This is a genomic window from Streptomyces sp. ERV7 (assembly GCF_001653515.1).
GTDB lineage: Bacteria > Actinomycetota > Actinomycetes > Streptomycetales > Streptomycetaceae > Streptomyces.
Genome location: NZ_LYOY01000040.1, coordinates 322711 through 335077, shown reverse-complemented (window position 1 = coordinate 335077; position 12367 = coordinate 322711). Strand labels below are relative to the sequence as shown.

The 12367-nt window shown below is 70.9% G+C and carries 11 protein-coding genes; 7 read left to right on the top strand and 4 right to left on the bottom strand.

From position 1 onward, the window contains the following. Positions 1-26: 26 nt before the first annotated feature. On the bottom strand, positions 27-686 hold the full coding sequence (locus tag A8W25_RS15995) for a response regulator (RefSeq protein WP_067162075.1): 660 nt from the start codon (positions 684-686) through the stop codon (positions 27-29). A 344-nt stretch (positions 687-1030) separates the two neighbouring features. Between A8W25_RS15995 and pdhA the strand changes: the two genes are divergently transcribed. The 5 genes from pdhA (at position 1031) to A8W25_RS15970 (ending at position 6709) form a co-directional block, all read left to right on the top strand. Beyond that, complete coding sequence (gene pdhA / locus A8W25_RS15990) at positions 1031-2206, top strand: pyruvate dehydrogenase (acetyl-transferring) E1 component subunit alpha (RefSeq protein ID WP_067162073.1); 1176 nt, start codon at positions 1031-1033, stop codon at positions 2204-2206. Positions 2207-2208: 2 nt separating this feature from the next. Then, positions 2209-3189 carry an alpha-ketoacid dehydrogenase subunit beta gene (locus A8W25_RS15985; RefSeq protein ID WP_067162071.1) on the top strand — a complete coding sequence of 327 codons (981 nt, stop codon included), beginning with the start codon at positions 2209-2211 and terminating at the stop codon, positions 3187-3189. 14 nt (positions 3190-3203) lie between these two features. Continuing rightward, positions 3204-4598 (top strand): dihydrolipoamide acetyltransferase family protein, encoded by a 1395-nt coding sequence (locus A8W25_RS15980; RefSeq protein WP_067162070.1) that lies wholly within the window; start codon positions 3204-3206, stop codon positions 4596-4598. Positions 4599-4724: 126 nt separating this feature from the next. Continuing rightward, positions 4725-5408: a GntR family transcriptional regulator gene (locus A8W25_RS15975; RefSeq protein WP_067162068.1), complete on the top strand. Its 684-nt coding sequence runs from the start codon at positions 4725-4727 to the stop codon at positions 5406-5408. Further along, complete coding sequence (locus tag A8W25_RS15970) at positions 5405-6709, top strand: MFS transporter (protein ID WP_067162066.1); 1305 nt, start codon at positions 5405-5407, stop codon at positions 6707-6709. The genes A8W25_RS15975 and A8W25_RS15970 overlap by 4 nt, the downstream gene beginning before the upstream one ends. A 16-nt stretch (positions 6710-6725) precedes the next feature. On the opposite strand, the gene A8W25_RS15965 is transcribed toward A8W25_RS15970, so the two are convergent. Further along, a complete protein-coding gene (locus A8W25_RS15965) occupies positions 6726-7550 on the bottom strand; it encodes a maleylpyruvate isomerase family mycothiol-dependent enzyme (protein ID WP_067162064.1) in 825 nt (274 codons plus the stop codon). Between the two features lie 140 nt (positions 7551-7690). Between A8W25_RS15965 and A8W25_RS15960 the strand changes: the two genes are divergently transcribed. After that, complete coding sequence (locus A8W25_RS15960; protein WP_067162062.1) at positions 7691-8488, top strand: carbon-nitrogen family hydrolase; 798 nt, start codon at positions 7691-7693, stop codon at positions 8486-8488. Positions 8489-8516: 28 nt separating this feature from the next. Here A8W25_RS15960 and A8W25_RS15955 read toward each other — a convergent pair whose 3' ends face one another. After that, complete coding sequence (locus A8W25_RS15955) at positions 8517-9023, bottom strand: LURP-one-related/scramblase family protein (protein WP_067162060.1); 507 nt, start codon at positions 9021-9023, stop codon at positions 8517-8519. A gap of 40 nt (positions 9024-9063) precedes the next feature. On the opposite strand from A8W25_RS15955, the gene A8W25_RS15950 reads away from it, so the two are divergent. Beyond that, positions 9064-10845 (top strand): NHL domain-containing thioredoxin family protein, encoded by a 1782-nt coding sequence (locus A8W25_RS15950; protein ID WP_067162059.1) that lies wholly within the window; start codon positions 9064-9066, stop codon positions 10843-10845. Between the two features lie 189 nt (positions 10846-11034). Here A8W25_RS15950 and A8W25_RS15945 read toward each other — a convergent pair whose 3' ends face one another. Continuing rightward, a complete protein-coding gene (locus A8W25_RS15945) occupies positions 11035-12324 on the bottom strand; it encodes a M18 family aminopeptidase (RefSeq protein ID WP_067162057.1) in 1290 nt (429 codons plus the stop codon). Positions 12325-12367: the final 43 nt, after the last annotated feature.

The following is a 12367-nucleotide window of genomic DNA, read 5'->3' as shown; positions in this document are numbered from 1 at the left end:
AGGTCGAGGGAACGGGCGGGGAGGGGCTAATGGCGTTCTGCCTGGATTCTTGCTACGTATGCCGCCGCCTGTGAGCGGCGTTCCATGCCCAGTTTCGACAGCAGGGACGAGACGTAGTTCTTGATCGTTTTTTCCGCGAGGTGAAGGCGCTCGCCGATCACGCGGTTGGTGAGGCCCTCGCCGATCAGGTCGAGGATCTTGCGTTCCTGGTCCGTGAGGTTCGCGAGGCGGTCGTCGCCCTTGGCGGTGCCGCCGTCGCGCAGTCGCTCCAGGACGCGGGCGGTCGCGACCGGGTCGAGGAGGGACTTGCCCGCCGCCACGTCCCGTACCGCCGACAGCAGCTCGCTGCCCCGGATCGCCTTCAGGACATATCCGGACGCACCCGCCATGATCGCATCGAAAAGTGCCTCGTCATCGGCGAACGAGGTCAACATCAGACATTTGATGTCCTCGTTCTGGGAGCGGATCTCGCGGCAGACCTCCACACCGCTGCCATCCGGCAGCCGGACGTCGAGCACCGCCACGTCCGGACGCGTCGCAGGGATCCTGACCAGGGCATCCGCCGCGGTGCCGGCCTCGCCGACCACCTCGATGTCCTCCTCGACGGAGAGCATTTCGTGGACGCCACGGCGGACCACTTCGTGGTCGTCGAGCAGGAATACGGTGATTTTGCCTGGTTCGCGCACGGAATCAGTCTCACACATTCGCTCTTCCCGTGCCGCAGGTGACCGGGATAACGTGCCGTTGTTCCGGCGGCCTGCAAGGCTGTCATCAGTGCTGTGACCAGTGGTTGTTCCCCGCTTTCTCGATTTACTTGGAAATCCAAGCAAAATCGCAGGTCAAATGGGGTTTCGCAGTAATGCGCAGCACTGGGTAACGTGCCTATGACAGGGCGCTCGCCGGGGCACCTGTCACGCCTGATTCCCGGTGAGGCGCACCCACCCCCGTGCACCGCGACCGGAAGCAGGCGAGGAGCCGCAACTGGCCACACCGGCGAACCCGGGGGCCGGACAGACGGAGGAGCACGCACGTGACCGTGGAGAGCACTGCCGCGCGCAAACCGCGACGCAGCAGCAAGCGCACCGGTAGCAGCGCCGGGAAGGCTGTCGCCGACCCCCAGCTCGTACAGCTGCTGACGCCCGAGGGCCAGCGGGTCGAGCACCCTGACTACGACGTTGACCTGACCCCCGAAGAGCTGCGCGGGCTCTACCGCGACATGGTGCTGACCCGGCGCTTCGACGCCGAGGCCACCGCACTGCAGCGCCAGGGCGAGCTGGGCCTGTGGGCCTCGCTGCTCGGCCAGGAGGCCGCCCAGATCGGCTCCGGCCGCGCCCTGCGCGACGACGACTATGTGTTCCCCACCTACCGTGAGCACGGTGTCGCCTGGTGCCGCGGGGTCGACCCCACGAACCTGCTGGGCATGTTCCGTGGCGTCAACCACGGCGGCTGGGATCCCAACAGCAACAATTTCCATCTGTACACGATCGTCATCGGCTCGCAGACGCTGCACGCCACCGGTTACGCCATGGGCGTGGCCAAGGACGGCGCGGACTCGGCCGTGATCGCGTACTTCGGAGACGGCGCGTCCAGCCAGGGCGACGTCGCGGAGTCGTTCACCTTCTCCGCCGTCTACAACGCCCCGGTCGTGTTCTTCTGCCAGAACAACCAGTGGGCGATCTCCGAGCCGACCGAGAAGCAGACCCGGGTGCCGCTCTACCAGCGCGCCCAGGGCTACGGCTTCCCCGGCGTCCGGGTCGACGGCAACGACGTGCTCGCCTGTCTGGCGGTGACCCGGTCCGCCCTGGAGCGGGCCCGGCGCGGCGAGGGCCCGACCCTGGTCGAGGCGTTCACGTACCGGATGGGCGCGCACACCACCTCCGACGACCCGACGAAGTACCGGGCCGACGAGGAGCGCGAGGCCTGGGAGGCCAAGGACCCGATCCTGCGTCTGAAGACGTACCTGGAGAACGAGGGTCACGCCGACGAGGCCTTCTTCACCTCCCTGGAGGAGGAGTCGGAGACGCTCGGCAAGCGGGTGCGCGAGGCGGTGCGGGCGATGCCCGACCCCGACCGGATGGCCATCTTCGAGAACATCTACGCCGACGGGCACGCGCTCGTCGACGAGGAGCGGGCCCAGTTCGCGGCCTACCAGGCGTCGTTCGCGACTGAGTCCGATGGCGGCTTCGCCGCGGGGGAGGGCAAGTAGCCATGACCGTACAGAAGCTTCCCATCGCCAAGGCGATCAACGAGTCGCTGCGCAAGGCGATGGAGACCGACCCCAAGGTCCTGATCATGGGTGAGGACGTCGGCAAGCTCGGCGGCGTCTTCCGGGTCACCGACGGGCTCCAGAAGGACTTCGGCGAGGGACGGGTCATCGACACCCCGCTCGCCGAGTCCGGCATCGTGGGCACCGCGATCGGTCTGGCCCTGCGCGGCTACCGCCCGGTCGTGGAGATCCAGTTCGACGGCTTCGTCTTCCCGGCGTACGACCAGATCGTCACCCAGCTCGCGAAGATGCACGCCCGCGCGCTCGGCAAGATCAAGCTGCCGGTCGTCGTCCGTATCCCCTACGGCGGCGGCATCGGCGCGGTCGAGCACCACAGCGAGTCCCCGGAGGCGCTCTTCGCGCACGTTCCGGGCCTCAAGGTGGTCTCGCCCTCGAACGCCTCCGACGCGTACTGGATGATGCAGCAGGCCATCCAGAGCGACGACCCGATCATCTACTTCGAGCCCAAGCGGCGCTACTGGGACAAGGGCGAGGTCGACCCCGAGGCCATTCCCGGCCCGCTGCACAAGGCCCGTACGGTCGTGACCGGTTCGGATCTGACGCTGGTGGCGTACGGTCCGATGGTGAAGGTCTGTGTGGAGGCCGCCGCGGCCGCCGCCGAGGAGGGCAAGTCGGTCGAGGTCCTGGACCTGCGCTCGATGTCCCCGATCGACTTCGACGCGGTCCAGGCGTCGGTGGAGAAGACCGGCCGTCTGGTCGTGGTCCACGAGGCGCCGGTGTTCTACGGCGCGGGCGCGGAGATCGCCGCGCGGATCACCGAGCGCAGCTTCTACCACCTGGAGGCACCGGTGCTCAGGGTCGGCGGCTACCACGCCCCGTACCCGCCGGCGCGCCTGGAGGAGGAGTACCTGCCGGGTCTGGACCGGGTGCTCGACGCCGTCGACCGCTCGCTGGCGTACTGAGGAGTCCCGTGACCATGACTGATACTTCTGTTCGCTTCCGCGAGTTCAAGATGCCGGACGTCGGCGAGGGACTCACCGAGGCGGAGATCCTCAAGTGGTACGTCCAGCCCGGTGACACGGTCACCGACGGCCAGGTCGTGTGCGAGGTGGAGACGGCGAAGGCGGCCGTCGAGCTGCCGATCCCGTTCGACGGTGTGGTGCACGAGCTGCGCTTCCCCGAGGGCACCACGGTGGACGTCGGCGAGGTGATCATCTCGGTGGACGTGGCCCCGGGCTCCGGTGAGCCGGCCGCCGAGGCCGCCGCCCCCGTCCAGGCCCCGGTCGCCGAGACGCCCGCCGAGGAGCCGGAGGCGCCCAAGGGCCGCCAGCCGGTCCTCGTCGGCTACGGCGTCGCCGAGTCCTCCACCAAGCGCCGCCCGCGCAAGGGGGCCCCGGTTCCCGTGCAGGCCGCGGCAGCCGCCGTGCAGGCCGAGCTGAACGGCCACGGCGCCGCCCCGGCCGCCCGGCCGCTGGCCAAGCCCCCGGTCCGCAAGCTGGCCAAGGACCTGGGCATCGACCTGGCGAGTGTGGTCCCGACCGGCCCGGACGGCGTCATCACCCGCGAGGACGTCCGCGCGGCGGCGGCCCCGGTCGCCGAGCCGGCCGCGCCGAGCGGTGTTTCACGTGAAACAACTCCCGCGCCCGTCGCGGCCGTTGTCTCCTCGGAGGCGCGCGAGACCCGTATCCCCATCAAGGGCGTACGCAAGGCGACCGCGCAGGCCATGATCGGCTCGGCGTTCACCGCGCCGCACGTCACCGAGTTCGTGACGGTGGACGTCACGCGCACGATGAAGCTGGTCGAGGAGCTGAAGGGCGACAAGGAGATGGCGGGCCTGCGGGTCAACCCGCTGCTGCTCATCGCCAAGGCGCTGCTCGTCGCCATCAAGCGCAACCCCGACGTCAACGCGGCGTGGGACGAGGCGGCGCAGGAGATCGTCCTCAAGCACTATGTGAACCTGGGCATCGCGGCGGCCACCCCGCGCGGTCTGATCGTCCCGAACATCAAGGACGCCCACGACAAGACGCTGCCGCAACTGGCGGCGGCCCTGGGTGACTTGGTGGCGACGGCCCGCGAGGGCAAGACGTCCCCGGCGGCGATGCAGAGCGGCACGGTCACCATCACCAATGTGGGGGTGTTCGGTGTCGACACGGGCACCCCGATCCTGAACCCGGGCGAGTCCGCGATCCTCGCGGTCGGTGCGATCAAGCTCCAGCCCTGGGTCCACAAGGGCAAGGTGAAACCCCGTCAGGTCACCACGCTGGCGCTGTCGTTCGACCACCGGCTGGTCGACGGCGAGCTCGGCTCCAAGGTGCTGGCCGATGTGGCGGCGATCCTGGAGCAGCCCAAGCGGCTGATCACCTGGGCGTAGTCAGGTACAGGTGCCCCCGGACGCACGCGCGTCCGGGGGCACGGCCATGCGGTCGTACGGACAAGGGGCGTTCCGGCATCCGGACGCCCCTTTCTGATGGACACCTGTTGTATCTATCCTGTGCGCATGCCGTCCGCTCCTGCCTCCGCCGTCACGCCCGCCCCACTCCCCGTCAAGCAGCCGCCCGCCGCCGACCGCGTCTATATGCACGTCAAGCAGGCCGTACTCGACCGGCGCTACGAGGGCGGGACGCTCCTCACCGAGGGCGAGCTGGCCGAGGCCGTGGGGGTGTCGCGCACACCGGTGCGCGAGGCGCTGCTCAAGCTCGAAGTGGAAGGGCTCATCCGGCTCTACCCCAAGAAGGGCGCCCTCGTCCTCGCCGTCTCCGCGCAGGAGACCGCCGACGTGGTCGAGACCCGGCTGCTCGTCGAGGAGTTCGCCGTACGCAGGGCCGTGCCCGCGCCCGAGCGGCTGATCGCCCGGCTCGAAGAGCTCCTGGAGGAGCAGAAGGCCAACGCGGCGGCCGGTGACCTCGCCGCCGTCGCCGTCACCGACCGCTGCTTCCACGCCGAGATCGTCCGCAACGCCGGGAACGAGATCCTCTCCCGGCTCTACGACCAGATGCGCGACCGGCAGCTGCGGATGGGCGTCGCCGTGATGCACGCCCAGCCCGACCGGATCGCCAAGAACATCGCGGAGCACGAGGAGATGCTGGAGGCCATCAGGGCCGGGGACGCCGAGCGTGCCGCGCACTGCGTGCGCCAGCACCTGAGCTGGGTCAAGATCCTGGTCCGGGGTGAGGAACGATGAGCTCCGCCGCGTCCGGCGGCCCCGTGGCCGAGCCCCTCGGCGGGCGCCGCGCCGCCCTGGTCTGGGGCATCGGCGTCAGCGTCTACTTCGTCGCCGTCATCTTCCGCACCAGCCTCGGCGTCGCCGGGCTCGACGCCGCCGACCGCTTCGGCGTCAACGCCTCCGCGCTCTCCACCTTCTCCATACTCCAGCTCCTCGTGTACGCGGGGATGCAGATACCCGTCGGCCTCATGGTCGACCGGCTCGGCACCAAGAAGGTGCTCACCCTGGGCGTCGTGCTCTTCACGGCCGGGCAGCTCGGCTTCGCCTTCTCGCCCTCGTACGGCACCGCCCTCGCCTCCCGCGCCCTGCTCGGCTGCGGTGACGCGATGACGTTCATCAGCGTCCTGCGGCTCGGCTCGCGCTGGTTCCCCGTCCGGCGCGGCCCGCTGATAGCCCAGGTCGCGGCGCTCTTCGGGATGGCGGGCAACCTCGTCTCCACCATCGTCATCTCCCGGGCGCTGCACGGGATCGGCTGGACCGCCACCTTCGCGGGCAGCGCGCTCGCGGGCGCGGTCGTGCTGGTCCTGCTGCTGCTCTTCCTGCGCGACCACCCCGAGGGCCACGAGCCCGCGCCCGCCACCCACGCCGGGGCCGCCTACGTACGCCGCCAGATCGCCGAGTCCTGGCGCGAGCCGGGTACGCGGCTCGGGATGTGGGTGCACTTCACCACGCAGTTCCCGGCGATGGTGTTCCTGCTGCTGTGGGGCATGCCGTATCTGGTCGAGGCGCAGGGGCACTCCCGGGGCACGGCCGGTGAGCTGCTGACCCTGGTCGTCCTGTCCAACATGGTGGTGGGCCTGGTGTTCGGGCAGCTCATCGCCCGCCACCACGCGGCCCGCGCGCCGCTCGCCCTGGGCACCGTCGGGGCGACCGCCGTGCTGTGGGCCGCCGCCGTCGCCTACCCCGCGCCGCACACGCCGATGTGGCTGCTCGTCGTGCTCTGCGTGGTGCTCGGCGCCTGCGGCCCCGCCTCGATGATCGGGTTCGACTTCGCCCGCCCGGCCAACCCGCCGGAGCGCCAGGGCACGGCCTCGGGGATCGTCAACATGGGCGGCTTCACCGCCTCGATGACGACGCTGCTGGCGATCGGCGTGCTGCTCGACGCGACCGGCGACAACTACCGGATCGCGTTCGCCTCGGTGTTCGTCCTCCAGGCGCTGGGCGTCACCCAGATCCTGCGGCTGCGCGGCCGGGCGGCCCACCGCGAGCGGGAGCACCTGGTGGCGAGCAGGGTGGAGGCGGTGCACGTACCGGCGTGAGAGCCGCCCCCAGGGGCTACGGCGTGACCGCGAAGTCCCGCAGGATCGCCGCCGCGAGCTCCTGGTCGCCCTCGGTCTTCACCCGGTCCGCCACCGCGTGCGGGCGCACCCGGCCGCAGGCCAGGCGGACGAACGTCTCCCAGTCCATCGCGAGGGTGGCGAGCGGGCCGAGCGAGGGCGCGCCGTCGACCGTGCCGTGCCCTTCGGCGTCGACCCGTACCGTACGCAGGAACTCGACCGGGCCGTGGATGTCGAAGACGACCGCCGAGTTCGGCGGGGCGCCCGCGTCCTTGGCCACGACTCTCGGCAGGGTGTGCAGCAGGATGTCGCGGGCCACATACGCGCCCGGCGAGTCGAGGTTGCCCGGCTTGCCCAGCGCCCACCGCAGGTCCTGCTCGTGCACCCACACGTCGAACGCCCGCATCCGCAGCGCCAGTTCCAGGGTCTGCTCGGCGCCGAGCGGGGCGCGGACCATGGTCTCGGGGTCCCGGCTCTCGTTGCGCAGCTGCCGCGCCCGGCGGATGACCGTGTACTCCAGCTCCGAGGTCATCTCCGGCGCGGTGTGGTGCCGGCGCACATCGACCTGCATCTCCATGTAGCGCGCGAACTCACTCTGCACGTGGTAGAGATCGCGCGGCAGGGTGTGGATCGGGCGCGGGTCGCCGAGCTGTTCGCATTCCATCCCGATGATGTGCGACACGATGTCGCGCACCGACCACGACGGGCACGGAGTGGCGCGGTTCCACTCCCCCTCGACGAGCGGCATCACCAGCTCGGTTATCGCCTCGATGGAGTGGGTCCAGGCGTCGGCGTAGGTCTGGAGGCTGGGATGGACGGTCACGGGACCCCTCGGCGGTTCTGTACGTACGCGGGCTGGGCGCTGTGGCAGTTAAGTTACGCTGCCGAAAGGCACCCCGGCAGTGCTTTCGTGTGACGATCGTAGGCCCGTGTTGACAACTCGAATGCCAGGACGGTGGTAGTGTGCGCGCCTCCCTCATCCAATTCGGTGTGGATCCACAGGAATCGGTGGATTCCCGCAGACATCGAGCGGCCGCGCTGGTACGGGACCAGGCGGACAGCGATCTGGTCGTGCTGCCCGAGCTGTGGACGGTGGGGGCCTTCGCGTACGAGAGCTTCGCGGCCGAGGCGGAGCGGGTCGCTGACGGGCCGACGCGTGAGGCGATGTCAAAGGCCGCGCGGGACGCGGGCGTCTGGCTGCACGCCGGGTCGGTCCCCGAGCGGGGCGCGGACGGCGGCCTCTACAACACCTCCCTGGTCTTCACGCCCGAGGGCGAACTGGCCGCCGCCTACCGCAAGATCCACCGCTTCGGCTTCGACCAGGGCGAGGCGGTGCTGATGGACGCGGGCGAGGAACTGGTCACGGTAGCGCTGCCACAGACCACGCTCGGCCTGGCGACCTGTTACGACCTGCGCTTCCCCGAGCTGTTCCGGGGCCTGGTGGACGCGGGCGCCCAGACCTTCGTCGTCCCGGCCGGCTGGCCCGCCAGACGCCTGGCGCACTGGACGCTGCTCGCCAGGGCGCGTGCGGTCGAGAACCAGGCGTACGTCCTGGCCTGCGGCACCGGCGGCACCCACGCGGGCGTCCCGCAGGCGGGCCACAGCATCGTGGTGGACCCCTGGGGCGAGGTCCTGGCGGAGGCGGGCGAGGACGAGGAGGTCCTCACGGTCGAGCTGGACACGGAGAAGGTGGCGGCGACGCGGGAGCAGTTCCCGGCGCTGAAGGACCGCCGGCTGGGAGTACGGGCGCCGGGGGCGTGAGCGGCGGCTTCCGGCCACCGGCGGGGTCCTAGTCGTCCTCCCCGTCCTGGTCCCGGTCCCGCTCGTCCATCCGGATCACGCACACCACGACGGCGATCAGCAGCGCCGCGTCGGTGTCCTCGCGGACGACGTTCACCGCGTACGTCTCGCGCACCCGGAACCAGCGGCGCGAGACGTGCGCGAGCAGCTCCCCGTCGTACTCGACCGTGAACTCGCGGTCGAGGATCTTGCCGGAGACATCGAGCTCGGTGCCCTCGACCAGGGCGACGCGGTAGTGGTTGCGCAGCAGCGAGAGCCGTTTGCGGCGGATCGTGGCCAGCGGGCGCTCGTCCCGCTCGATGGTCATCGCGTCCCGGATGCTGAACATCTTCTTGCGCAGGGTGATCAGTACGTGCCCGGTCGGGTCCTTCAGCTCCAGGGTGTCCCGCAGCCGCAGCGCCTTGCCGTCGACGAGGAAGGCGGGCCGGCCGTCCTCGGTCTCGATCCAGTAGTCGTCGCCGATCGCGAAGATCTTGTCGCGCACCAGATACTTCATGGCGGAATGCGTACCCCTGGTTTTGGGGTTGGATGGGGGTATGGCTACACGTGCACGCGTTCGGGCCCCCGAGCTGATCGGCAAGGGCGGCTGGCTGAACACCGGTGATCAGGAGTACACCCTCGCCGACCTGCGGGGGAGGATCGTCATCCTCGACTTCTGGACCTTCTGCTGCATCAACTGTCTGCACGTCCTGGACGAGCTGCGGGAGCTGGAGGAGAAGCACCGCGACACCGTGGTGATCATCGGGGTGCACTCGCCGAAGTTCGTGCACGAGGCCGAGCACCAGGCCGTCGTCGACGCCGTGGAGCGCTACCAGGTGCACCACCCGGTCCTGGACGACCCGGAGCTCGCGACCTGGAAGCAGTACGCGGTACGGGCCTGGCCCACGCTCGTCGTGATCGACCCCGAGGGGTACATCGTCGCCCAGCACGCGGGCGAGGGGCACGCCCACGCCATCGCGAAGCTGGTGGAGGACCTGGAGGCCGAGCACGGGGCCAAGGGGACGCTGCGGCGCGGGGACGGGCCGTATGTGCCGCCGGAGCCGGTGGCGAGCGATCTGCGCTTCCCCGGCAAGGTGCTGGTGCTGCCGGAGAGCGGCAACCTGCTCGTCTCCGACTCGACCCGGCACCAGCTGGTCGAGCTGGAGCCCGATGGCGAGACGGTGGTGCGGCGGATCGGCGACGGCGACTTCAAGGAGCCGCAGGGGCTGGCGCCGCTGCCGGACGGGCGCGTGATCGTCGCGGACACCGTCCACCACGCGCTGCGGGTCCTCGACCCGGCGAGCGGGGCGGTGGAGCGGGTCGCCGGTACCGGCAGGCAGTGGTGGCAGGGCTCGCCCACGTCCGGTCCCGCCCTGGACGTCGACCTCTCCTCGCCGTGGGACGTCGCCTGGTGGCAGGGCAAGGTGTGGATCGCCATGGCCGGGGTGCACCAGCTGTGGACGTACGACCCGTCGACCGGCACGGTCGAGGTCGCGGCCGGGACGACCCAGGAGGGCCTGGTCGACGGGCCGGCCGCCGAGGCGTGGTTCGCGCAGCCGTCCGGACTGGCGGCGACCGAGGACCGGCTGTGGGTCGCGGACTCGGAGAACTCGGCGCTGCGGTACGTGGAGCGTGAGGGCGACGGCTACGTCGTGGGGACGGCCGTCGGGACCGGGCTCTTCGACTTCGGCCACCGGGACGGGGAGGCGGGGCAGGCGCTGCTCCAGCATCCGCTGGGCGTGACGGCCCTGCCCGACGGATCGGTGGCCGTCTGCGACACGTACAACCACGCGCTGCGGCGCTACGACCCGGCGTCCGGCGAGGTCACCACGCTCGCCACGGACCTGCGCGAGCCCAGCGACGCGGTGCTCGTCGGGGACGACATCGTGGTGGTCGAGTCGGCTCGGCACCGGCTGACGCGGCTGCGGCTGCCGGAGTCGGCGGTACGGGTGGACGCGGTGGCGCACCGTACGCAGCGGGCGGCGACCGAGGTCGCCCCCGGCCTCCTCCAGCTGGACGTGGTCTTCCAGGCCCCCGCCGGCCAGAAGCTGGACACCCGCTACGGCCCCTCGACGCGGCTGATCGTCTCCTCGACTCCGGCGGAGCTGCTGGTGTCGGGGGAGGGTACGGGGACGGACCTCTCGCGTGAGCTGTCGCTGAACCCGGCGGTGGCGGAGGGGGTCCTGCACGTCTCCGCGATGGCGGCGTCGTGCGACGACGATCCGGCGAACGAGTACCCGGCGTGCCATGTGCATCAGCAGGACTGGGGGGTGCCGGTCCGTCTGACCCCGACGGGCGCAACCCGCCTGCCCCTGGTTCTGGCGGGCCTGGACGGGTAGCCCCTCCCCACCCCTTCCCGAAAGCCCTCTGGCGGGCGGCCGGGGTTTGTCCGCGGACCGTGCCGGGTTGCTCGCGCAGTTCCCCGCGCCCCTGAGTGCCCAGGGGCGCGGGGAACTGCGCGACCAGCCCCCACCGGCGTGCAGGTCAACGCGAAAGCGGGGTCCGGGGGCGTAGCCCCGGGGGTGGGGTCAGGATTCCAGGAAGGCGCGGAGCGCGTTGGCCAGCATGTGCGGGTCGTCCGCCCCGCACAGCTCGCGCGCGCTGTGCATCGACAGGATCGCCACCCCGATGTCCACCGTCTGGATGCCGTGGCGCGCCGCTGTGATGGGGCCGATCGTCGTGCCGCACGGCATCGCGTTGTTGGAGACGAAGTGCTGCCACGGCACGCCCGCCCGCTCGCACGCCGCCGCGAAGACCGCCCGGCCCGAACCGTCCGTCGCGTACCGCTGGTTGACGTTGACCTTCAGGATCGGGCCGCCGTTGGCGCGCGGGTGGTGCGTCGGGTCGTGGCGCTCCGCGTAGTTGGGGTGGATGGCGTGGCCCGTGTCGGAGGACAGGCAGACCGTACCCGCGAAGGCGCGCGCCTTGTCCTCGTACGAACCGCCGCGCGCGAACACCGAGCGCTCCAGGACCGTCCCGAGCAGCGGCCCGTCCGCGCCGGTGTCGGCCTGTGAGCCGTTCTCCTCGTGGTCGAAGGCCGCCAGGACCGGGATGAAGGGCAGACCGGCCGCCGTGGACGCCGCCGCCAGCGCCGCCGTGCCCGCGTGCACCGAGATCAGGTTGTCCATCCTCGGGCCCGCCACCAGCTCGTTGTCGCGGCCCAGGTACGACGGCCGCTCGATCGAGTGCACCATCAGGTCCCAGCCGGTCACCTCGCCCTCGGCCAGGCCCTCCTCCTGCTCCAGGAAGCGGATCAGATCGCCCTCCGCGACGTCACCGAGGCCCCAGATCGGCTGGAGGTGCTTCTGCCGGTCCAGCTTGAGCCCGTCGTTGGCCGAGCGGTCGAGGTGGATGGCGAGCTGTGGCACGCGCAGCAGCGCGCGGTCCACGTTCACCAGGCGGTGCGAGCCGTCGCGCAGGGTGAGGCGGCCCGCCAGGCCCAGGTCGCGGTCGAGCCAGGTGTTCAGGAGCGTCCCGCCGTAGACCTCCACGGCGACCTGGCGCCAGCCGAACGCCCCCGTGTCCGGCAGCGGCTTGACCCGCAGGTTCGGCGAGTCGGTGTGCGCGCCCACGATCCGGAACGGGGTGTGCGCCGAAGCGCCCTCCGGCACGAACCACGCGATGATCGCGCCCCCGCGCAGCACGTACTTCCCGCCGACCGACGCGTCCCACGCGTCCGTCTCCCGCACCTGCTGGAAGCCGGCCTTCTCCAGCCGCGCGGCCGCGTTCGCCACCGCGTGGTACGGCGACGGGCTCGCCGCGAGGAAGGACATCAGGTCGTCGGTGTGTCCGCGGTCGAAGCGGGAGGGTGTGCTCATGCGTTCACCTTAACCAGGGGCACCGACGGACAAGGGCCCGCTC

Excerpts from the sequence above, each read along its gene's own strand:
- A8W25_RS15980 (WP_067162070.1), top strand. The coding sequence starts at position 3,204 with ATGACTGATACTTCTGTTCGCTTCCGCGAGTTCAAGATGCCGGACGTC.
- A8W25_RS15975 (WP_067162068.1), top strand. The coding sequence starts at position 4,725 with ATGCCGTCCGCTCCTGCCTCCGCCGTCACGCCCGCCCCACTCCCCGTC.
- A8W25_RS15955 (WP_067162060.1), bottom strand. The coding sequence starts at position 9,023 with ATGAAGTATCTGGTGCGCGACAAGATCTTCGCGATCGGCGACGACTAC.
- A8W25_RS15950 (WP_067162059.1), top strand. The coding sequence starts at position 9,064 with ATGGCTACACGTGCACGCGTTCGGGCCCCCGAGCTGATCGGCAAGGGC.
- A8W25_RS15970 (WP_067162066.1), top strand. The coding sequence starts at position 5,405 with ATGAGCTCCGCCGCGTCCGGCGGCCCCGTGGCCGAGCCCCTCGGCGGG.
- A8W25_RS15945 (WP_067162057.1), bottom strand. The coding sequence starts at position 12,324 with ATGAGCACACCCTCCCGCTTCGACCGCGGACACACCGACGACCTGATG.
- A8W25_RS15985 (WP_067162071.1), top strand. The coding sequence starts at position 2,209 with ATGACCGTACAGAAGCTTCCCATCGCCAAGGCGATCAACGAGTCGCTG.